General features: G+C 32.9%; 19 protein-coding genes. 6 read left to right on the forward strand and 13 right to left on the reverse strand.

The features are described 5' to 3' along the window. Positions 1–118 precede the first annotated feature (118 nt). From NSR03_RS09675 to NSR03_RS09700, 6 genes are all read right to left on the reverse strand, one after another. Complete coding sequence (locus tag NSR03_RS09675) at positions 119–1,135, reverse strand: FecCD family ABC transporter permease (protein ID WP_002508381.1); 1,017 nt, start codon at positions 1,133–1,135, stop codon at positions 119–121. After that, positions 1,132–2,133: a FecCD family ABC transporter permease gene (locus NSR03_RS09680; protein WP_002508382.1), complete on the reverse strand. Its 1,002-nt coding sequence runs from the start codon at positions 2,131–2,133 to the stop codon at positions 1,132–1,134. The genes NSR03_RS09675 and NSR03_RS09680 overlap by 4 nt, the downstream gene beginning before the upstream one ends. A 9-nt stretch (positions 2,134–2,142) precedes the next feature. Then, a complete protein-coding gene (locus NSR03_RS09685) occupies positions 2,143–2,946 on the reverse strand; it encodes an ABC transporter ATP-binding protein (RefSeq protein ID WP_069820617.1) in 804 nt (267 codons plus the stop codon). 457 nt (positions 2,947–3,403) lie between these two features. Next, positions 3,404–4,240, reverse strand: a complete 837-nt coding sequence (locus tag NSR03_RS09690) for a YitT family protein (protein ID WP_021339384.1) — start codon at positions 4,238–4,240, stop codon at positions 3,404–3,406. Between the two features lie 568 nt (positions 4,241–4,808). Further along, positions 4,809–6,038, reverse strand: a complete 1,230-nt coding sequence (locus NSR03_RS09695; protein ID WP_021339383.1) for a NupC/NupG family nucleoside CNT transporter — start codon at positions 6,036–6,038, stop codon at positions 4,809–4,811. A 386-nt stretch (positions 6,039–6,424) separates the two neighbouring features. Beyond that, positions 6,425–8,146, reverse strand: coding sequence for an ABC transporter ATP-binding protein (locus NSR03_RS09700; RefSeq protein ID WP_046465059.1), 1,722 nt, complete (start codon positions 8,144–8,146; stop codon positions 6,425–6,427). A gap of 240 nt (positions 8,147–8,386) precedes the next feature. On the opposite strand from NSR03_RS09700, the gene pbp4 reads away from it, so the two are divergent. Next, on the forward strand, positions 8,387–9,679 hold the full coding sequence (pbp4, locus tag NSR03_RS09705) for a penicillin-binding protein PBP4 (RefSeq protein ID WP_069820616.1): 1,293 nt from the start codon (positions 8,387–8,389) through the stop codon (positions 9,677–9,679). A gap of 230 nt (positions 9,680–9,909) precedes the next feature. Here pbp4 and tagD read toward each other — a convergent pair whose 3' ends face one another. The 4 genes from tagD to NSR03_RS09725 form a co-directional block, all read right to left on the reverse strand. After that, positions 9,910–10,308 (reverse strand): glycerol-3-phosphate cytidylyltransferase, encoded by a 399-nt coding sequence (tagD, locus tag NSR03_RS09710; RefSeq protein ID WP_021339380.1) that lies wholly within the window; start codon positions 10,306–10,308, stop codon positions 9,910–9,912. Positions 10,309–10,400: 92 nt separating this feature from the next. Continuing rightward, positions 10,401–11,459 (reverse strand): glycosyltransferase family 2 protein, encoded by a 1,059-nt coding sequence (locus tag NSR03_RS09715; RefSeq protein WP_069820615.1) that lies wholly within the window; start codon positions 11,457–11,459, stop codon positions 10,401–10,403. After that, positions 11,456–12,547 carry a teichoic acid glycerol-phosphate primase TarB gene (tarB, locus tag NSR03_RS09720; RefSeq protein ID WP_031266024.1) on the reverse strand — a complete coding sequence of 364 codons (1,092 nt, stop codon included), beginning with the start codon at positions 12,545–12,547 and terminating at the stop codon, positions 11,456–11,458. The genes NSR03_RS09715 and tarB overlap by 4 nt, the downstream gene beginning before the upstream one ends. A gap of 152 nt (positions 12,548–12,699) precedes the next feature. Continuing rightward, the gene (locus NSR03_RS09725; RefSeq protein ID WP_002508391.1) at positions 12,700–13,500 is read right to left on the reverse strand and encodes an ABC transporter permease; all 801 of its coding nucleotides are present in this window, start codon (positions 13,498–13,500) and stop codon (positions 12,700–12,702) included. A gap of 394 nt (positions 13,501–13,894) precedes the next feature. Here NSR03_RS09725 and tagH point away from each other — a divergent pair, with 394 nt between their 5' ends. Continuing rightward, positions 13,895–14,689, forward strand: a complete 795-nt coding sequence (gene tagH, locus NSR03_RS09730; protein ID WP_002508392.1) for a teichoic acids export ABC transporter ATP-binding subunit TagH — start codon at positions 13,895–13,897, stop codon at positions 14,687–14,689. A gap of 78 nt (positions 14,690–14,767) precedes the next feature. On the opposite strand, the gene tarA is transcribed toward tagH, so the two are convergent. After that, entirely contained in the window at positions 14,768–15,514 is a 747-nt protein-coding gene (gene tarA / locus NSR03_RS09735) for an N-acetylglucosaminyldiphosphoundecaprenol N-acetyl-beta-D-mannosaminyltransferase TarA (protein WP_021339617.1), read from the reverse strand. A 242-nt stretch (positions 15,515–15,756) separates the two neighbouring features. Here tarA and NSR03_RS09740 point away from each other — a divergent pair, with 242 nt between their 5' ends. Next, positions 15,757–16,506, forward strand: coding sequence for a M50 family metallopeptidase (locus tag NSR03_RS09740; RefSeq protein ID WP_021339616.1), 750 nt, complete (start codon positions 15,757–15,759; stop codon positions 16,504–16,506). 103 nt (positions 16,507–16,609) lie between these two features. Here NSR03_RS09740 and NSR03_RS09745 read toward each other — a convergent pair whose 3' ends face one another. Continuing rightward, positions 16,610–17,254: a metal-dependent transcriptional regulator gene (locus NSR03_RS09745; protein WP_002508395.1), complete on the reverse strand. Its 645-nt coding sequence runs from the start codon at positions 17,252–17,254 to the stop codon at positions 16,610–16,612. 120 nt (positions 17,255–17,374) lie between these two features. Between NSR03_RS09745 and NSR03_RS09750 the strand changes: the two genes are divergently transcribed. The 3 genes from NSR03_RS09750 to mntC are packed head-to-tail and all read left to right on the forward strand — an operon-like array spanning position 17,375 to position 19,886. Continuing rightward, a complete protein-coding gene (locus NSR03_RS09750; protein ID WP_002508396.1) occupies positions 17,375–18,097 on the forward strand; it encodes a metal ABC transporter ATP-binding protein in 723 nt (240 codons plus the stop codon). A gap of 23 nt (positions 18,098–18,120) precedes the next feature. After that, positions 18,121–18,957 (forward strand): metal ABC transporter permease, encoded by an 837-nt coding sequence (locus tag NSR03_RS09755; protein WP_107510615.1) that lies wholly within the window; start codon positions 18,121–18,123, stop codon positions 18,955–18,957. After that, positions 18,954–19,886, forward strand: a complete 933-nt coding sequence (gene mntC / locus NSR03_RS09760) for a manganese ABC transporter substrate-binding lipoprotein MntC (protein WP_021339614.1) — start codon at positions 18,954–18,956, stop codon at positions 19,884–19,886. Before NSR03_RS09755 ends, mntC begins: the two co-directional genes overlap by 4 nt. Before the next feature lie 756 nt (positions 19,887–20,642). Here mntC and NSR03_RS09765 read toward each other — a convergent pair. Beyond that, the gene (locus NSR03_RS09765) at positions 20,643–22,694 is read right to left on the reverse strand and encodes a cation:proton antiporter (RefSeq protein WP_021339613.1); all 2,052 of its coding nucleotides are present in this window, start codon (positions 22,692–22,694) and stop codon (positions 20,643–20,645) included.

The following is a 22,694-nucleotide window of genomic DNA, read 5'->3' on the forward strand; positions in this document are numbered from 1 at the left end:
GAATGCAAACGCTAATATATGAAAATTGATAATGATTTCTTTTGAAATTATTATCAAAAATATTTAAATAAAAAAGCTTGAGACATATAATTATGCCCAAGCTCCTTTTTCATTTAATTTATACTGATTTGGTTTTATACATTAAATATAAGAAATAAGGTGCACCAATGATTGCGACCACAATCCCAGCTGGGATACCTGAAGGTTGTAATATCACTTGTCCTAACGTATCTGCTAACACAAGTAAAAATGCACCTATTAATATTGAAATAGGTAGAAAGAGTTGGTGTCTTGGACCAACAATCGATTTAGCAATATGTGGTCCTAATAAGCCAATAAAGCCAATTGAACCAGCTACCGAAACAGCAGTAGAAGATAATATAACTGCAACAAGCAATAATACGATGCGTTCTCTGCCAATTTTTACACCTACACCTTGAGCTATATGTTGATGTGTATTTAATAAATTTAAAACATTAGACTTAAATAATAAAAATGGAATCAATATGAGAACCCATGGTATAAATGCAATGACAAATGCCCATTCATCTCCCCATATATTACCGGCAAGCCAAGATGCAATAAACTCTGACTGAGCTTCATCAAATGTGGACATTAAAGTCATTGAACCACCACTTAACGCAGTAGCCATACCTACCCCAACAAGTACCATACTTGCAGGTGTAATTCCTTCGCCTTTATTATAACTAAATGAGAAGATGATAAATGCTGTTAAGATGCCACCAATCATGCTTACGATTGGTAGTACGTAGACAAAATTTCCAGCATCTACATTTCCTATAACCATAAATAGCGCTATGGCGAAACCACTACCTGCATTAATTCCTAATATACCTGGCTCAGCTAATGGGTTCTTGGTAACACTTTGGATAATCGCACCACTCATAGCTAATGCTGCACCAGCTAAAATCGTAATAATCATCCGTGGCATTCTAAATTCCATTAATATCAATGTATCGGTATATGCGCCTTGACCAACTAAAGTCTTGAAAAATGTACCTATCGACATTTTATACTCACCTGAAGTCATACTCCACGCACAAGCTAGCAGTACAAGTATGATCAGAATCACCATTGTTAACCATTGTTTATGTCTCAGTTTTGGATCTATCATGAGAAGCGACCTCCTCTTTTAACTAAATACAAGAAGTAAGGTACACCTATAAAGGAAATAATAGCTCCAACTGGTGCTTCACCTAACATACGTGCAACCGTATCAGCCACAAGCATCAACAAGCCACCAACCAATGCTGTGAGTGGAATAACACGGGCGTAGTCTGTACCGACTATATATCTCACAATATGTGGCACCATCAAGCCAACAAATGCAATTTGGCCTACCATAGCAACAGCTACACCAGCCATCACCATAGATAAAATTAAAGTGATAGCACGTGTAAACGCCACATTCTGTCCTAAGCCTCTAGCCAATGTTTCACCTAAATTTAAAATCGTTAACTGTTTACTCATACTAACCATAATGATAAGCGCCACCAAAATAAAAGGTGCTGCCCACATCAACTGATTCCATGTTGTTCCAGATACGCCGCCAGCACTCCAAAACGTCAAACTTTGGTTCAATCTAAATAATAGCGCTACGCCTTGACTTAAGGCTGTTAGTAACGCACTAACTGCTGCTCCGGCTAATATAATTCTCATCGGGTTAAAGCCATCGCTTCTTGATCTTCCTATCATTAAAACGAAAAAGCCACCTATGAGTGCACCAATAAAGCCTGCTAACATCAATATGATGAATGGTGCAGATGGATAAAATGCGAAGGTAAGCGCCAACATAAATGAGGCACCAGCATTTAGACCAATTAAACTTGGATCTGCTAAACCATTTTTAGTAACACCCTGAATTACAGCGCCTGAAGTTGCTAAGGCAACCCCTACTAAGATTGCTCCGAGATCTCTTGGAATACGTATTTCACTTATAATATTATGCTGTTGGTTTTTAGGATTATAATTGAAGATTGCCTCGAATATAGTAGATATATGGATTTTTGCATCTCCATATAGAATCGACACAATTAAAGCAACTACTAGTAATATAAACACTATTATAAATGTAGTTGTAAAATTCAACTTACCCTTTTTCTTTGTGGTCATCATTAGCCTCTAAACTTCCGAATAACTTTTTCTACATAAATCGTACGTCACTAGCATAGGTTTCCCTGTTCTTGGGTCCGTGCTAATTTCAACATCTATATTGAATACTTTTTCTAAAATTTCTTTAGTTAATACGTCTTCAGTCTCACCATTAGCAATAATATCTCCATTTTTCATAGTGATTAAATGATCTGAAAATCTCACCGCTTGGTTAATATCATGTAACACCATAACAATAGTACAACCTTGTTCTTTATTTAATTGTGTAATTAACTCTAAAATTTCTAATTGATGTGAAATATCTAAAAACGTCGTGGGTTCGTCTAAAAAGATTATATCTGTACGTTGTGCCAATGCCATAGCTATCCATACTCTTTGACGCTGGCCTCCACTTAAATCATTAACAGGACGTAGTCTGAATTCATATGTGCCTGTAACTGATAACGCCCAATCGATTTCTTTTTTATCTTCTGCTGAAAGACGTCCAAATCCTTTTTGATGAGGGAAACGTCCATAGGATACTAACTCTCCCACTGTAAGACCATCCGCAACTTCAGGAGATTGTGGTAAAATCGCAATTTTTTTGGCAATATCTTTGGTTGCTTGTGCGTGTAAGTTCCCACCATCTAACTTAATTTCGCCACTTTTAATAGGTAATAATCTCGATAATGCTTTCAATAATGTCGATTTCCCACAACCATTCGGCCCTATAATTGATGTGATTTTACCGTCAGGTATATGGACATCTAAGTTTTCAACAATTACATTTTCCCCATAACCGATAGTAACTTGTTCTCCTTCTAAGCGACTCATAAATTCCCTTCTTCCTATATAAATAAGCATAATGTACTATATATGTTTTTACATTTAATTTGTCTCAATTCATCGTAAATATCATTAATTCAATTTAACAAATGATAATCATTATCACAGATGGTATTATATCATTTTTTATATATTATGACTATTAAATCTCATCCTTTTTAACGCTCTTTTTGATTAATTTAATATACATTAAAAAGAGACAATATCCCTTTTATAATCTTATATAATGTTAAATTACGGTAAAAATAACTAGTTGTTTCACCATTAGTATAATAACTTCAATATCCACCAGACAGCTATCTAGATAATCTAACAAAACCCATAAATCACAGGTTTAAGCTGTGACCGCAAAAGGCGTACTAAAAAAATTGCCATGAGGTCAGGAGACTTCATGGCAGTAAAAAAATCTTTATTTATATTTCAAGCACTTATATTTTAAAATAAGTTAATGTTCATCAATCAAGAAACCATTACCATAAACATCACGCACATCATGAATAACTAAAAAGGCTTCCTCATCTATATTTCTTATCAAACGCTTCGCCTTGGTAACTTGTGTTTTAGTAATTACAACATAAAGTATATCTTTATCTTGTTTAGTGAAATAACCTCTACCATTTAAAATAGTCAGTCCACGCCCAACTTGTTCATCAATGACTTTTGCTATTTCGTCAGGATTGCTTGAAATAATTGTCATTGCTTTCTTCGTATTTAGACCTTCTATTACATATTCCATTACTTTCGTACCAATATATAATGAAATAACTGTTACTAGCGCGCTAGAAATTGGAATTACTGTTAGTGAAATTGCTACTACAATTAAATCAAAGAATAGCAATGCATATGGTGTACTTATATCCAAATATTTATTAGCAATTCTTGCTAAAATCGTTGTTCCAGCTGTTGTACCACCAGCAAGTACAATAACACCGATACCCAAACCAACGCATAGACCACCAAATACCGCATTAACTAATATATTTCCAGTTTCAATTTGCCAACTTGCTGTTAATTCTAAAAATATCGATATTAATATTGTAGCCACAATCGTTAAATACATACTTCTTTTACTTAAAAATTTATAACCAATTGCAATAAGCACAGCATTAAATACAAAATTGGTAATACCAGGAGAAATATGAAAGGCATAGTATAGTACGATTGCTAAACCAGTCACTCCTCCTTCACCTAAATCAGCAGATATAATAAATGTATTTACCCCTGCCGAGAATGCAAATGATCCAAATAGGACTAATATTAAATCACGTACTGTTTTATTCACCTACACGACCCCCTTGTATTTGCTTCAATCAATTGAATGTTAGCAAAAAATGACCAATACCACAACATCCACCAGCATAAAAACACATGAAAATTATATTCAAAAAGCAATTATAAAGCGAATTATAAAATTAAGTTTTTTCAATTTTTAAAAATTCTGAATTTTCGGTTTACTTTAGCGCATTTCTTTGCTATAATAAAATCTATCTTCTTATTGATAGCCAATAAGAAGCCATCTCCTTTGTGTTGTTTATAGTAACAAACAAAACAATTTTTGCTCGAGTATATTAATGGTACCTAGTCCTTACTATTAGTATATAATTAATTCATTTCCCGTAAAAGCCAAGTAATGATGAATGTGTCTCCTCACTTCATTTACTTGGCTTTATTTTTATGTGAAATGTTAAACTATGAAGTATTTTCAAAAACGTAAATACTACCCACAAAGTTTTATTGACTATAATTTTAGAAAATTGATAAACCACTTGTTGTAAAAGCGTGCATAGAAAAATGCCAACAAAGTCTCCGACTTTGTTGGCATTCTGAAACTATATTTTATCTACAACTTCTTACCAAGCAAACAATCCTACAAACCCTGCAGTCATTAATGACACTAAAATACCTGCAAGTAATAACATTGGTACGTATTGAGATACGAAGTCTGATGTTTTTTTATCAACAATACCTTTTAAAGTACCTATGATCATACCGATTGTTGAGAAGTTCGCGAATGATATCAAGAATGTCGTAATAACAGCTCGTCTATGAGGAGAATAAGAATCTATTACATCTTTAATTTGCCCCATTACTACAAACTCATTCGTTACAATTTTCTTCGCCATTTGTTGTGCTACAATCCATGCTTCATCCCACGGTAAACCAAGCAGTAATGCGAATGGATACATGAATGCACCTAATATTTGATCTAAGCCAAAGCTTCCTTTAAGACCTGCCCAACCACCTATAATACCTGTTAGCAAGTTGATAAAGCGATCAATCAAATCAGAAAGTGCTACAAAACTGATAACGAATGCAACAATAATTAAAATTAATTTACCTGCATTTAAAACTGAATCTCCTAAGAATGAGAAGAATGGTTGACGCTCTATTTCATCATTGCGAATACTGTAAATAATATCTTCTTTTTCCTCTACAGATACAGGATTTAAAATCGAAGACACAATAATCGCATTAATGATATTTAATGGTATTGCCGTCAATACTAAATCTCCCGGCACCATAGACACATATGCACCTACTATAGCACCAGATACCGAACTCATCGACATCATTGCGACTGTTAGTACACGCGTTTCTTTCATTCGTTTCAATTGTTCATTTGATACTGCAAGTGCTTCAGTATTACCTAAAAACATCATTTCTATCCCAAAGAATGATTCGAATTTAGGTTGGCGCGTAATTTTAGCTAATACCCAGCCAATTGCACCAATTAATTTTGGTAATATATTGAAATACATCAAAATATCAAATAATGGAACAACTAATAATATAGGAAATAACGCACTTACTGCCATATCCATCGCGCCGGGTTCTACCCAACTCGCAAAAGCGAAGCCAGTCCCTGCATGGGCAGAATCAATTACCCAAGAAATTCCATTTGCTAAACCTTGTACAGCTGTTTTTCCCCAAGTAAAAGACATAAAGAACCAAGCTAAGAATAAATTTAAAACGACTAATATCCCAATCGATTTCCATTGGATATTTTTTTTGTTTCTAGAAAATAGTACAGCAAGCCCTAAGAAAACAAATAATCCAATTATGTTAATCACTAAAAACATAATACACCCACCATTCCTTTTTAAATCGATGATAACAATGAACTTCTAAAAGTAACTTGTTGCTATGTATCGGAATAACTAAAGCAAACACATTAAATGATTGTCAAAGCAGATAATGGCACATTTATAACAATCCTTAATGTGTTTACTTTTATATTACTTATCCCTGTTTAGTTAATTCAGTTATTTATATATTTAGTTATATACTTTTCAAGTTATCGTTTCTTAATAATGCACAATAATTATAGCATGTATGGACTTTATATAAAATAACAATTTTATAGTTCGATTATCACAGTGAGAAACATAATTTCAAACGGGAAATGTCCGCATTTTCTTATGAAAGCGAATACATCAATGTGGTTTTCAAACGTGTTTTTCGCTTTTTACTTTTTTGATAAATTTTGCGTGCGTACAAATTGTTGATATTTTTCGTGATTTTCCATTAATTCTTGATGGCTTCCTTTACCTGTAACCTCTCCACCATCAATAAAGATAATTTGTTCTGCTTTTTTAATAGTAGAAAGTCTATGTGCAATAACAACTGTCGTACGATTTTCCATTAGTTCTTCTAATGCATCCTGAATTTTACGTTCACTTTCACTATCTAAATTGGCAGTAGCCTCATCTAGTAATAAAATATCTGGATTTTTAACAAAGCTTCGTGCAATATCTATACGTTGACGCTGTCCACCAGATAATTTCAAACCACGTTCGCCCACTATCGTATCGTAGCCATCATCAAATTGTTCGATAAACTCATGACAATTGGCTAACTGTGCATAATGGATTAGCTCATCCTCTGTCACTTCACGGTTGATACCGTACAAAATATTATCTTTAATCGTACCGTTCATTAATGCGTTAGATTGCATAACGTAACCAATTTTCTCACGCCAATCTCCTAGTGAGATATCGTAAATAGATTTACCACCATATGTAATGTGACCCTCTTCAATTTCATACATACGTTCTATAATATTAAAGATTGTACTTTTACCTGACCCCGATGGCCCAACGAATGCTGTTACTTTGCTTGGTGGTATATCAAAAGAGACATTTGAAAGTATCGGTTTAACGCCATATTTAAAATCAACATTTGCAAATGTTAGGCTACCATCAATGATTTCGCTTCCTTGATTTGACTCCAGTGGTTCGGTAGGTTCTTCCATAATTTCATAAATACGGCTACTAGCACCTACTGCTCTTTTATAATCCGTCACTAAAGTAGATAAATTAACGAGTGGCGCAGAAAGTTGAATAACATAGAAAATCATTGCAATTAATGTTCCAGCCGTAATCGCACCAGTAGAAATTCTAATCGCACCAAAACCTAAAATAATAGCTATCGTAAGTAACATGATCATTCCAGTTATAGGTTGTATGATAGCTGTAATTTTTGCTTGTTTTAAACCTAAAAAATAAATTTCTTTCAAATTTTTATGCGCATTATCCAATTCAAGCTTTTCAGTACTTGATATTTTAACTAAGCGCATTTCTGTTAATACGCGGCCAAGCAAACCACTAAAGTTAGCAATTTCTGATTGCGTTTTTTTAGATATATTTTGCATAATCTTACCTAAAGGTATCATGATAAGAATAAATAATGGGATTGTGATAAAAGTTAATAATGTCATTTTCCAATCCATTATAAAAAGCATAATTAACGAACCTATAATTGTTAATAATGAAGGTAATAAATTGGGCAATTTACGCGAGATAAATTCATTTATTACTTTTGTATCATCTGTTAAACGACTCATTAATTGACCGCTTTCGTTTTGATCAAAGAATGGCATTTTCAAATGAATAATATGTCGCCATAGGACTGAGCGAATGGCATAAATAATCTTTTCACCAATCTTACTTAATAAATATAAGCCTAAACCACTCAGTAACGCATTTATGATAAATATAGCTATAAATGCGGCAATGAACATCCAGTTAATATCTTCAAAAGAAAATTCATCAACAAGTTTACCAGTGAAAAAAGGTACGGCTAGTCCTGTGATACTACCTAATGAAGAAATTGTTACAGCAATCACAATCAGCCCCACTGGCCAAGATAATTTTTTAAATAAGTAGAACAATGGATTCTCTTGCTTCATGTTTATTACCTCTTCTAAAATTATTTTGAAATTCAGTTACTATTTAATGAAAATGAGCAGTTCACCATAATAGTAATACAGATGTTACGCATACAACTCCACACAACAAGGTTTCATACAATCATTTATCTATAGCACAACAAGGCTAAAAACCATTGTTATAACATTTTATTATTAACCTAAATGTGCTAAGATATTTCTATTGCACTAAAACTGAATATATTAAGAGGGAATGTAATTATGAGAAAGTTAATTCTGACAATCATAACTGTACTCTTCGTTGGTACAATTATAACACCTTTTGCCGATGCAGAAACAGTAACACCTACTCAAGCGGCAAACCAATATGGTCAAAGTGTTTCCGAAGACTACCAACCAGAAGGTGCAGTTAATGTTGCACAAACAGGTCAAATTCTTTATCAGTATCAGATGGATAAAGATTGGTACCCTGCTTCAATGACCAAGCTGATGACAATGCACCTCACACTTGATGCAGTCAATAAAGGAAAGTTATCTTTAGATGATACTGTAAAAATTACAGAAGATCATTATCGAATGTCCACTTTACCAAAAATTAGCAACACGAAACTATATCCAGGTGAGACATACACTATCAAAGAATTACTTCAAATAACAGTCTCAAACTCTAGTAATGCTGCTGCACTTATTTTAGCAAAAGAAGTTTCTGGTAATGTTTCAGGTTTTACAGACGCAATGAATGAAAAAGCAAAATCTCTAGGCATGAAAAACACTCATTTCGTTAACCCAACAGGCGCAGAAAACACTCTGTTAAAGGATTTTACGCCAGAGAAATATAAAGATCAACAGAGTTCTACATCAACAGCGAAAGATTTTGCTATTTTATCACAACGTGCAGTTCAAGACACACCAAAAATCCTACACTTTACAAAACAACTTGCACCTACACAACACGGCGTTACTTATTACACCTTCAATCATTCACTTGAAGGTGCTGATATGAGTTTAGAAGGTACTGACGGTTTGAAAACTGGTTCAAGCGACATCGCAGATTACAACCACACCATTACAACCGAACGTGATGGTTTTAGAATTAATCAAGCTATCATGGGAGCCGGCGATTATAAGTCGCTCGGTGGAGAGAAAGAACGTAATAAGATTGGGAACGCCTTAATGAATATGTCTTTTGATCAATATAAACGTGAAAAGATATTATCTAAAGGTGAACAAGAAATTAATGGCGACACGTATTATGTAGAAAAAGACCTTTATGATGTGTTACCAAAAGAGTTTGATAAAAATGATTACAAACTCGTGGTGGAAGATGGCAAAATACATGTTGATTATGATCGAGAATTTATTTCTGATAAATATGGTCCACCAACAGTAAGTGTGAAAAAACCACTCGTTCATAAAACAACTACAGTTGTCCAATCATCATGGGATGACCATCCAATACTAACATTGCTGGGTACGGTCTTAATCATTACTGCACTTGCAATTATTGTTTATCTCATTTTAGATAAATTCAGAAAAAAATCAAAACGTAAATAATTAGTCTTGCTCGTTGAATAGCACTGCTCCTATTCAATACATTTAACTTAAAACCACTTTCATTAAATTCGATTTAAAATGAATTTATATGGAAGTGGTTTTTTCAATATAAAAACCCAAGTCATCTCAATTTTGTGTAAACACAAAAACGAGATGACTTGGGTTAGTTAACTTTAATATTCAGTTTTAAAAAGTGATGCCTTCGACAAAAAATCTATATCAAACTCACTTTATTTTTCTGCGTCACCATAAAGCTCTTTTTTAATTTTAGTTGTTGAGATACCTTCTGTACGATTTAAGTAAATGACTTCACATTTCTCTTTCAAGAAATCAAATTCACCTTCCCAATCGTGGCCCATAACGAATGTATCTATTTCATAACGGTCAACATCGATTTCTTTTTGACCCCAACCGCCTTCAGGAATGACTAAATCAACGTAACGAATTGATTCTAACATCATTTTACGTTGTTCGTAATTGTAATATGATTTTTTATTTTTTACACGATTAAACTCATCCGTTGATAATGCTACAACTAAGTAATCGCCCATTTCTCTCGCTCTTCTCAATAATTCTATATGTCCGTAATGTAATAAATCATACGTACCATAAGTAATCACACGTTTCATAAGTATATCTCCCTTTACAGAATATTAATTTAAAATTTACATTTTTAAAAATTATAGCATATTGCTCAAAAGTTTACGAATTCTGTCATTTTTTAGCGTTTTAAATAATATTTTAATTTCATCTTTCCTCTTGATTTTGCACGCTTTGGCAGCACTTCTACTTTAAAACGATAATAATTAGGTCTACCGATTCCAACACTTAATAGTGTTTCTCTCCATTGTTGATAAAGTGCTTTATTCCATTTTTTACTCCCTTGCTCAACTACTTTAATTATTCTAAACATAGCCTTACCAGAGTAATCTGTTTTTTGCATTGCGTTGATATATGTTGTTACACTATCTAATAATTTTTTAGTAATCACATTATTCTTTTCGATATACGCTTGTAGTAAATAACTTACTATTAATTCATCCATTCGATAGCTATAATACGTTCTTTCATCTTTAGATGACAACAAGTCCATTACACGTGTTCTTACTTTTAAAGCATCTAACATGTAAGATTCAAACTGTTCTGCACGTTGATTTGTAACAGATCCTTCTATTTCATTGTATCCATATACAATATTAGGTAATAATTGAATTTTTTCCGCCTTTTTATATGCTGTTATAATAAAAAAATGTTCTTCACAAAAAACAACGTCTTCATCAAATCTTAAATCAGCAAACTGTGCACTAAACATTTTCCCACCTGGACCAATTGACTGCATGATATCAGGACATTGCGCTAACTCTACCTTCTCTAGCTTTTGAATTTCTTGATGCGTATATATTGGTTGCCACTCACCATGTTTACCTTTAGCTATTTGACCTAAAACGATATCCACATCTTCCGCTTTTTGATAAAAATCTGCCATAAAATCAATTCTACTCGTTAAAAATTCATCATCAGCATCTAAAAACATAAATACGTCACCAGTCATATGCGCAAGTCCTTTATTTCTACTTGCAGCTGCACCTTTGTTCTCCTGGTTAATTAGCGTAATATTTGGGTACTCTTTTTGTAATTGCTCTAGAACTGTTCTACTCTCATCGGTAGAGCCATCATTGATACAGATAATTTCATAATTTTGTTTCGTATCTACCGATGCAATCGCTCTACGAATTGTACTTGCTGCATTATATACAGGAATTATTATTGATATTTTCATAGTTTCACCATTTCCTCTATATAGCGAATGACTTGCGTTAAACTATCTTTAGCATTGTACTCATGCCAAGTTTCAAATAGTGGAGACCATACTATACTATTTTCTTGTAGTTTACGCACTAACTCATCTTCACTATAAGCTTTATATTGGGCGGGTATGTCATAATAAAATGAATTCAAACCGCGTTCCTTTTCATATTGCTTCTCATCGTATACATAAAATAATGTAGGTTTATCTAAAATACTTGCTTCAATTGCCAATGAACTATAATCACTTATAATCACATCTGCCATAATCATCAGAGATTGCAAGTTAATCGTTGTTTGATTATCGTTTGCTATAGAGGGATGTAATTTACTCAATAAAGTATAGTTCGGCAGTGCAGTTTCAAAATTCACTTTATCAATATTACGGTTAGATTGCTTATGTTCTCTATATGTCGGCACATATACTGCTACTTTTCCTTCTATACCATATTGTTTCTTAAGCTCTTGCTGTCTTTTTTCAACATTTAATAATGTATAAGGTACTAATCTTGGCAGGCCTGTTTTTAAAAACTGTTCGTCGGCGGCTTCAAATGCATCTTTAAAACAAGTGACCATAGGTTCTCCACCAACTAAATATTTATCTGTTGCTCGGTAAACCTTTTGATACTGATGGACCATTGGTTTATTCGATAAGTCCACTTGGTGATCTTGGAGCCCAAAGTTTTTAAGTGCACCAGCAGCGTGCCACGTTTGAATCACTGTCTGATTCGTCTTTTTCTTGAAACCACCAAACATTAAATAATACGTATCAATTATTATCACCTTGGCAGTGCTTAATGCTTTAATATGTTGAAATACTTTTTTATTACCTGCAGGTAGAAATGTCACATTTTCAAATTGTTGTATATATTTTCTATTTTCTTCGTTACCTATTACTGTAATTTTATATAATTTTCTATTTAACGCTTCTACAATGGGCAATACATCTTCTGCAAATGTCATCATGACCACGATATGATTATTCTTCAGCTTTTTTTTATTATAAATTAAATTTAATAAGCTAATGATAAACATATAAAGCTTTTTGATTATCTGTCTCACAAATTCCACCGCCAATTTAAATTTCGACTCTTATTGTTTACATTATATCTGTCTTGCACTAAAAATTATAGAAAAATCCTTTAACAACTATTTCAGTCATTAAAGGATTCATGTTAGCTCAAATAATATGAGTTAGTATTTTAAATTCAGATTTACATAAAGTCTGCAAATTGATCTCTGTAACGCATATGCATAATAGAACCTATTACGAATAAGAAGATAATAATAAACATATTGTAAAGCGTTAGTTCCCAATGCGTGATAAAGTACCATTCTTTATGTAGCACTGCAGAACGATATGCTTCTGCAAGATAATATATAGGATTTAATTTCATTACATCTTTCACAATACCTTCTGGTGGCACAATCAAAATAGAAGATGCAAAGAACACCATTCTCATTAATGCTTGAATCGCTTGTTGTGTATCTTTCACGAGTACACCAAGCGTTGAAGTGAATAATGCAATTGCTGTTGTAAGAATTAGTGCGAATGGCACATATAAAAACAGCTGCAACGTATAAATCGTAGGATAGTAACCTGCTAACATACAAAGTAAAATAACTACAACAAGTAACGCAAGATGTCCATAGAATCTACTCATTACAATATACGATGGGATAATCGATAGTGGGAAATTCATTTTTGCCACTTGATTATACTTAGTCGCTATTGATTTTGTACCTTCTAATATACCTTGGTTAACAAAGAACCACATGCTAATACCTACGAGCAACCAATAAATAAATGGTACACCATCTACTGGGCCGTTATCTCTAATTCCTAAACCAAACACGAACCAATAAACCATAATTTGCATTGCTGGATTAATCAATTCCCAGGCCGTGCCTAAATAGTTGTTTGTATTAGTGATTTTCATTTGGAACTGAGCCAATCTCTGAATAAGATAGAAATTTTTAAAATGCTCTCTAAAAACTACCCACACTGCATTCATTTTAATAAACCACACTTTCAATCGATTTACCTTATCACATTCCATTTGCGATGTTACACTTAAATTTAATATACGCTTTATTATCTATCTTAACAACTTTCATTTACTATCGTAAATCAGAATAGCTAAAAAGTGCTATAAATGATATATTTTTGTATACTAAGTGATGAAACAACGTTAATGAAAAATGAGATATAAGCTATCGTAACTTTATATTTTTCATTAATTTATCTTTATAGTTGATTTTATAACGTAAGTTCAGTAAAATTTAACAACTGTATAAAACTTCACTTCGTTAAATTGTACTCACTTACTTTACAATAGGTTTATAAATTTAACAACTAATATAATATATAATACAATAAGAGTAACTGTAAATAAGGAAGGTAAAATTATGAATGTATCGGTTGACATTAAAAATGTGACTAAAGAATATCGAATTTATCGTAATAACAAAGAACGCTTAAAGGATGTCCTTCTTCCTTTTCACGAGAATAAGACTTTTTATGCCCTAAATGACTTGTCCTTAAAAGCATACGAAGGTGATGTCATAGGTCTTGTTGGTATCAACGGTTCCGGAAAATCTACACTGAGTAATATGATTGGTGGATCATTGTCACCAACGAGTGGCGGTATCAACCGTGAAGGCGATGTAAGTGTAATCGCTATTAGTGCAGGATTAAATGGCCAACTTTCAGGTGTTGAAAACATCGAATTCAAAATGTTATGCATGGGCTTTACTAGGAAAGAAATCAAAGATTTAACCCCTGAAATCATTGAATTCAGTGAACTTGGAGAATTTATTTATCAACCCGTCAAAAAATATTCTAGCGGGATGCGTGCAAAATTAGGCTTTTCTATAAATATCACTACTAACCCAGATATTCTAGTCATCGATGAAGCTTTATCGGTTGGTGATCAAACGTTCGCCCAAAAATGTTTAGATAAAATATTTGAATATAAAAAACAAGGAAAAACTATCTTCTTCGTAAGCCATAATATGAAACAAGTCCGTGATTTTTGCACTAAGATTGCTTGGATTGAAGCAGGTAAACTTAAAAAGTTCGGTGAATTAGACGACGTATTACCTGAATATGAAAAATTCTTGAATGATTTTAAAAAACGTTCTAAAGCAGATCAAAAGAAATTTAGAAGTGATCTAGATAATTCTAGATTTGTAGTTAAATAACAGTAGGCTCACAACTAGTTTTATGAAAAATATAAAAGCGTAAATTGCAGAGAATTCAAACTGCAATTTACGCTTTTATTACTTTTTACGGGTTTCTTTAATTACTTTAAAAACAAATCGAGGTATTGATTTCATTCTTCCTAAGCGTTTCCAGTCTATAATCAGACGGTAAACCCACTCTAAATTCAAGCGTCTAAATAATGCGGGCGCTCTTTTCTTCGTGCCACTAAACACTTCTATTGAGCCACCTACGCCCATCAATACTGTTTGAGTAAATTTATTCATGTGTCGTTCAATCCAGTGTTCCTGTCTAGGATATCCCATCCCCACAAAAACATAATCAGGATTAAATGAGGTGATTTGTCTTAAGACCATTTCATCTGTTAAATCGAAAAAGCCATGATGAAAGTCAAAGTGAATGTTTGGATATTTTTGTGCTAAATTTTGTTGTGCTTTGATAACAACTTCATTATTAGAACCTAGTAAAAAGACTTTTTGATAATTCGCATTAGCGATTTTTAAACATTCTTCCATTAGTTCAATGCCAGGCACACGTTCTTTCAAGGGCGTTCTAAGTAACTTAGACGCTTTTACAACGCCTGTACCGTCTGGAATAACATAATTCGCGCTATTAATTAAATTACGATATTTAATATTATCCGTAGCGTAATCCACTATTTCTGGGTTTGCAGTAACAATAAATAAATTTTCTGGACTATTGGATAAGAAAAAATGTTTAACATTCTCTCGCATGTCCCTTAAAGTAACATTATCAAAATATACCGATAAGACATTTACTTTATTTAATTTGTTGCTCTCCGTCATTGTTGGTGATCTCCTAACTCAAAATACATCAAATGTAATTTAACATTTAGTTATTATTGCAATATTAACACATGACGCGTTTTACAGATATTTTAAAACTGTTCTTACTTTTATTCTTATAATATACATCAAAGGTCTAAATGCTTTCTTGTCTAAATTACTTTATACTATAGATTATGCTATGACAACCTTACTTTTTTTATGAATATGAGGTTGTTGAAATATTAAATCGAGGTAATCATATGACAAAAATACATGAATTTTTCAGTTCAGCTATTCAGCTCAATTTATATTGGGTTATGATTATAGCTCTACTTTATATAATCATTCATAATTATCGTAATAAACCGATAAATCGAATTTTGGATATTTATTTAAATTACATCCCTGTATTAACACATGAATTTGGACACATTTTATTCAATAAATTAAGTGGTGGGAAAGCCAAAGATTTAGTTATTGTTGCATCGCCTACTGAACGTATTGCTACGTCGCAACAAGGATTCGCTGTGACTCAATCAAAAAGTCGTTTCGGTCAATCTATCACTACATTTGGTGGTTATATCATGCCACCACTCATGTTATTTTTAGGTTTCTTAGCTATTGAATTTCAATACCCTAGTTTATTTATAAGTGCATACTTAGTTATATTTATTTATTTTTTAATACTAACCTCAAGAAAGATACTGCCAATCTTCATTGTTATTTTACTTATTGCACTACTCTATTTTTTATTCCAAAGTGATAATCAATTGATGATGTTTTACATTGTGAGCCTTACATCTCACTTTATATTGGGTGTCTTATTAGGCGAAGTCTTGCAATCTTCAGTCACTATTTTTAAACTGACATTTTCACAACAACCTGTATCTTGGGATGGTAGTACTTTAAAAGAGTTAACACATGTCCCTACCTTTATTTACAGCATGATATGGATAGCGATTAATATCTTCACAATTTATCAATTATTTCATGGGTACTTTTTTACTTAAATCACTGAGCTTGAGATGATGTTTCTAACATCTACCTCAAGCTTTTTTTATTTTTTTAAACAAAAAAGTGGATGCTAAAAGCTACCCACTCCATAAAAATCATTTATATTTCAGCGTAAATATGCGCTGCATTATCATAGCTTAAAATTGTCACATTTTCGTCTTTTTGAACAATAATCACTTTATTTGTATCGTCTTTATTAATGATTTTAATTTCTTCATCAATTAATATATCTTTGCTCGATAAATATATGAGTAATTCAGTACGATCACGAACACGTTTAATTGTCACCTTATCGTCAGCCTCAAATGAAAGTAAATTCGTAGTATAAAGTTCTTTGTATTTACTATCACGTGGTATCACGCCACCGTGTGGACAAGTAATTGGATAATCCAATAGTTTATCCAAACGTTCTACAAACAAATTAGATACTTTGTGCTCTAAAACTTCTGCTTCTTGATGTACTTCTTCCCAATTATATTTCAATATTTTTATTAAAAACAATTCAATTAAACGATGACGTTTAATGATATCCAACGTGTATGTTAAACCTTTATCTGAAAGCTGCACACCTTTATATGGTTTTGTTTCAACATACCCAGTTTTTTCTAAACGGTGAACCATTTCACTGACTGAAGGTGGTTTGATGTTTAAATATTGGGATAGTGTCTTATTTGAAACAAAAAAATGATCACCATTGTGCGTTAAAATCGCCTTTAAATAGTCTTCTTTTTCTTCAGTTAGCATTATCTCACCTCTCAACTCATTCACTTCATTGTATCACGAATCGACTTGACACGCTAAATCTTCATGGTATACTATAAGATAAATTAGGTTAGCCTAAAAATATTGTTAAGGAGGTCTAATATGTTAAGAGTTAAAAACCTAAATCTAACTTTAGGGAATAAACATGTCTTAGAAGACATTAATTTAAACATTCCTATAAAAGGCGAGATTATTGGCATAATGGGGCCAAATGGTGCTGGGAAATCATCTTTACTCAAATCTTTTATTGGGGAGTTTAAATCTACTGGGACCGCCCACTTAAACGATGATTACATACATAATTCATTAAAATCTATCACCTATATTCCACAAAAAGCGCATATTGACTTAGATTTTCCAATTGATGTCGAACATGTTGTTATATCAGGCGCATACAAAGATATCGGTTGGATTAAATGGGTAACGTCAGAAACTAAAAAAAGGTTAAATCAATTGATGAAAACCTTGGAATTAGAAAGTTTACGTCATCGTCAAATTTCACAATTAAGTGGTGGTCAATTACAGCGTGTACTTGTCGCACGTGCGCTAATGACGGAAAGTACACTTTATTTGTTAGATGAGCCCTTTGTCGGTATTGATTTCCATAGTGAACAAATCATTATGACACAACTACAAAAATTGAAAAGTGAAGGTAAATTACTTTTAATTGTCCATCACGATTTATCAAAAACTGAAGAGTATTTTGATCGTGTCATACTTTTAAACAAAACAATTCGTTATTTCGGTGACAGTAGTACTGCAATGCTACCAGAGAATTTAAATAGTACATTTTTAAATTCGAACTCAAAAATTGAAGCGACTTAAAACAACAGAAAGGAGATAAATTTATTATGGAATTCGTTCAACATTTACTCGATTATAAATTTTTAAGCAATGCCTTAATTATTTCAATCGTAGTTGGAATTGTATGTGGTACAGTTGGCTGTCTCATCGTCCTTAGAGGACTTTCGCTAATGGGTGACGCAATGAGTCATGCTGTGTTACCTGGTGTCGCCCTATCTTTCTTATTCAATATCCCTATGTTTATTGGGGCATTAATCACAGGTATGATTGCCAGCATCTTCATTGGCTTTATTACGAAAAATAGTAAAACCAAACCTGACGCTGCTATCGGTATCAGTTTTACAGCATTTTTAGCGATGGGTATTATTTTAATCAGTTTGATTAACAGTACCACTGACTTATACCATATATTATTTGGTAACTTACTCGCTGTAACTCAATCAACATTTTGGTCAACAATTGTTGTTGGTGTACTGGTTATGATATTAATCATACTATTCTACAGACCGTTAATGGTCTCAACATTTGATCCAGTATTTAGCCGAATGAGTGGTCTAAACACCACTATAACTCACTATTTTGTAATGTTATTACTATCACTTGTAACTGTAGCGAGTATTCAAACTGTCGGCATTATTTTAGTTGTCGCGTTATTAATTACGCCAGCCTCAGCAGCGTTTTTAATTGCAAAAAAATTACATACAATGATGATTATATCAAGTCTTTTTAGTACAATCAGCGCGATTGTTGGCCTCTATTTCAGCTATCTTTATAATTTGCCAAGTGGCGCAACAATTGTATTATGCGCATTCTTGATTTACATCGTTATTTTTATATTAAGTAAATTACAAATTTTTAATAAGAAGGGACAAACTATATGAAAAAAATAATAGCAATTGCACTCGTTTTCATCCTTTTTTTAAGTGCATGTAGCAATGGGAGCAATGAAAAAAGCGATACAGCTTCAAATGATAAATTAAAAATTGTTACGACAAATTCAATATTATACGATATGGTCAAAAATACTGCCGGTGATAATGTTGAAATACATAGTATTGTGCCAATTGGCCAAGACCCTCACGAATATGAAGTTAAGCCTAAAGACATCAAAGCACTAACTGATGCAGATGTTATTTTTTATAACGGTTTGAACTTAGAAACAGGAAATGGCTGGTTTGAAAAAGCATTAAGTCAAGCCAATAAGTCAACTAAAGATGATTCTGTAGTAAGACCTTCTGAAAATGTAAAACCACTGTATTTAGAAGGTGGCGAAGGTGACAAATCAAAACAAGACCCTCATGCTTGGTTAAGTTTAGACAATGGTATTAAATATGTTGAAACAATCAAAGATACAATATTAAAACACGATAAAAAACATAATGACGAAATCAAAGCTCAAAGCGAAAAGTATCTTGGAGAACTAGAACAACTTAATAAAGAAAGTCATGATAAATTCAATGATATTCCTAAAGAGCAACGCGCAATGATCACAAGTGAAGGTGCCTTCAAATATTTCTCTAAACAATATGACATCAAACCTGGTTATATTTGGGAAATTAATACTGAAAAGCAAGGTACACCTGAGCAAATGAAACAAGCAGTTCAATTTGTAAAAGATAATAATTTGAAGCATTTACTTGTTGAAACAAGCGTTGATAAGAAGAGTATGCAAAGTTTAAGCGAAGAAACGAAAAAAGACATCTTTGGCGAAGTATTTACTGATTCAATCGGTGAAAAAGGGTCTAAAGGTGATTCTTATTACAATATGATGAAAGAAAATATCGAAACAGTACATGGCAGCATGGAATAAGTCGATAGGCTATTTAACCTATTATAGGTGAATAGCCCCATGTCGTTCGTTACCCTCCTTATAACGTACGGCATGGTGGTATTCAAGCCTTAAATCATCTCCTTAGCTCCATCAATGGTAGATTCCTCCCCCATTGATGGAGCTTTTTTTTAGCGAAACTTCTTCCTAAAAGGAAGTTAGTTTCGCTTATGCATAAAGACTTACTTTCCAATTCATTGCGATTAGTAAGTCTTACACATATGCTTTAGCATATGTGATCCACTACAACAGCTCAGGCGTTCCTTAATCTCCTACAAGGAAATTAGTTTCGCTTATACATTCGCCTTTAAGAATGTATTACTCAATCGTTTAACTCATTGATGTTATTCTAAATAACTTTTGAATAAGTAATATCTACATTAGTATTACAGGGTCTATTGATGATCTTCCATTATTTAATTTAAATATATTATTACTGTTTAAAAATGTCAGTAATTTGAGCCGAAGAATACAGGCTGAGTGCTGTGCCCGTGGAAAGCGTAAAAAAAGTGCCAACAAAGTCGGAGACTTTGTCGACACTCTGAGAGGCTGAGACAAAATACATGTCTCAGTCTCAATTATTATATTAGCGGTGGCTGACTGAACTGAAAATGCGGTTATATTAAGCTCTTGTATTCCATTTTCTAGTTAGCTTTGCTGGGTTGGCTCATACGACGAAATCTTGTTAGAAAAATTAGATTTCTGTCCCACTCCCTCATGCTATTTAAGAATCATTCATTAATCCGTTAAACTATCTACAATAATCATTTCATCATAATTTATTGCTTCACGTATTTTTAAAGCAGTAACTTCGCTTACCTCTTCATCTTCAACCATTTGATTCAATACACGGCGTTGTTCTTTAAGCGCCGTTAATTTAATTTTTGTTATTGAATTCTCGCTTTTTGCATTAAAGAAATTAGACGGCGTTAAGTTATCTATACGTATAAGATAACTATCACAGATCATACCTACTTCTAATTTATTATCTTCAGTTGTTTCTTTAGCTAAACGACTTACGACGCGATAATGTACTGTACGCATAACATTAGAGATTTCTCGCAAGTTGTCAATGATGGATAATGAAGTAGCTGCATTGGTCTTAACCTTACGTTTAATTCTGCGTTTTAAAATCATTGCTCTAAGTTCAACTTTTATACGTTGAAGTAACGAAGCTTGCTTATAGACTTGCGTACGTTCAGAATAACGCATATAGTTTTCTAGAACATTAGTAGTAATATCACCATTCTCTACTAAACCGTTTAATGTATTATTTTCAACCGCAAATGCAATATTTTGTAGTCTTTGAAGTTCCTTCGTATTTTCATCTTCGTTTTCCACAGTTTTTAAAAATGCTAATTTCTCATGATAATCCTTGATTACATTACCATATTGAAAACTAGATTCCACAGATGACATTTGATTTAAATTATCAATGACTTTTTCTAATATTAAAACACGTGCCTGCTTGAAACTCATTCCTTTTTGTTTCGGTTTTTCAGCATTTGGTGTAACTAATGGTAAGACAAATTGCGCAACAATCAAACTAATAATCACCATTCCAGATGCTATAAAAAGTAAATCATCTCTAAAAACAAAAGAATGATGATCTGCTAACACATACGGTAGAGTTAAGGCAATTGCTAACGAAATTGTGCCATGAACGCCGCACACCGTCATGACAAACGCATACATGCCACGTTTTGGAGGTGCTTCTGTCGGTTTCTGATTATCTTCATTATAAGAAATCATTTTTTGGAATGGACTGACTGGTAAGTAAAAGTAAGGATATAATATGAATACCCATAAAAATCTAAATAAATATATCGCAAGTGCAATTAAACAAGTAACGACAATTAAGAAAATTAAATTATGAGGTTCATTTTCTATAATTCTTCCTACTACTTCAGGTATTAAGTATCCTAAAATAGAAAATACAAAACCATTTAATGCATAACCTAATATATTCCAGGTGTGGTTATAACTCATTTGCAATCTCGTACGTGCTTGAGCAATACGGTCACGCTCAAAACCATGTACTAAACCTGCCACTACAGCAGCAATGATACCTGATGCATGAAACATTTCTGCCACAATATATGTCACAAAAGGTGTAACAAGCTGTATAAAAGTGAACATATTAATATTTTCAATACCACGTCTAGATAACGTTACTCTAAATCTTACTAAAGCTACCCCAATAAGAAGCCCAACAATAAAACCGCCTATTGAAGAAACAAGAAATTGTTCAACAGCATGCGTCACTGAAAACGCACCTGTAACAAGTGCTGCTACAGCAATTTTAAAAGATATGATACCCGCAGCATCATTTAAAAGTGACTCACCCTCTAAAATTGTCATAGATCCTTTTGGTAACACTTTCCCATTTGTAATAGCTTGAACTGCAACAGCATCTGTAGGGCATAATATCGCAGCAAGCGCAAAAGCTGCAGCCATTGGTAATTCCGGCCAAATCCAATGAACAAAAAGCCCTACTACAATTACAGTAGTAATGACTAAACCTAATGCCATCATTAGTACCGGTTTAATATAACGCCTTAAGTGGACACGCGAAACCTTAACCCCTTCTACAAAAAGTAATGGTGCAATTAATGCAACCATAAACAGTTCTGAATCGAAATGAAGTTCAACAGGTACAGGAATCACATACACCAACATACCGAGTATAATTTGAATAAAAGCTAAAGGTACTTTCGGTATAAAAATGTGTACAAGTGAGCTAACGATTACTAGTGCTAAAAAAATGAGTATCGTCTCAAATATTTGCAA

Source organism: Staphylococcus sp. FSL W8-1207 (assembly GCF_038003745.1).
GTDB lineage: Bacteria > Bacillota > Bacilli > Staphylococcales > Staphylococcaceae > Staphylococcus > Staphylococcus equorum.

Excerpts from the sequence above, each read along its gene's own strand:
- NSR03_RS09725 (WP_002508391.1), bottom strand. The coding sequence starts at position 13,500 with ATGAATGCAGTGTGGGTAGTTTTTAGAGAGCATTTTAAAAATTTCTAT.
- NSR03_RS09680 (WP_002508382.1), bottom strand. The coding sequence starts at position 2,133 with ATGACCACAAAGAAAAAGGGTAAGTTGAATTTTACAACTACATTTATA.
- mntC (WP_021339614.1), top strand. The coding sequence starts at position 18,954 with ATGAAAAAAATAATAGCAATTGCACTCGTTTTCATCCTTTTTTTAAGT.
- NSR03_RS09700 (WP_046465059.1), bottom strand. The coding sequence starts at position 8,146 with ATGAAGCAAGAGAATCCATTGTTCTACTTATTTAAAAAATTATCTTGG.
- NSR03_RS09675 (WP_002508381.1), bottom strand. The coding sequence starts at position 1,135 with ATGATAGATCCAAAACTGAGACATAAACAATGGTTAACAATGGTGATT.
- NSR03_RS09740 (WP_021339616.1), top strand. The coding sequence starts at position 15,757 with ATGACAAAAATACATGAATTTTTCAGTTCAGCTATTCAGCTCAATTTA.
- tarA (WP_021339617.1), bottom strand. The coding sequence starts at position 15,514 with ATGACGGAGAGCAACAAATTAAATAAAGTAAATGTCTTATCGGTATAT.
- NSR03_RS09695 (WP_021339383.1), bottom strand. The coding sequence starts at position 6,038 with ATGTTTTTAGTGATTAACATAATTGGATTATTTGTTTTCTTAGGGCTT.
- tagH (WP_002508392.1), top strand. The coding sequence starts at position 13,895 with ATGAATGTATCGGTTGACATTAAAAATGTGACTAAAGAATATCGAATT.
- NSR03_RS09750 (WP_002508396.1), top strand. The coding sequence starts at position 17,375 with ATGTTAAGAGTTAAAAACCTAAATCTAACTTTAGGGAATAAACATGTC.
- NSR03_RS09745 (WP_002508395.1), bottom strand. The coding sequence starts at position 17,254 with ATGCTAACTGAAGAAAAAGAAGACTATTTAAAGGCGATTTTAACGCAC.
- tagD (WP_021339380.1), bottom strand. The coding sequence starts at position 10,308 with ATGAAACGTGTGATTACTTATGGTACGTATGATTTATTACATTACGGA.
- pbp4 (WP_069820616.1), top strand. The coding sequence starts at position 8,387 with ATGAGAAAGTTAATTCTGACAATCATAACTGTACTCTTCGTTGGTACA.
- NSR03_RS09715 (WP_069820615.1), bottom strand. The coding sequence starts at position 11,459 with ATGAAAATATCAATAATAATTCCTGTATATAATGCAGCAAGTACAATT.
- NSR03_RS09685 (WP_069820617.1), bottom strand. The coding sequence starts at position 2,946 with ATGAGTCGCTTAGAAGGAGAACAAGTTACTATCGGTTATGGGGAAAAT.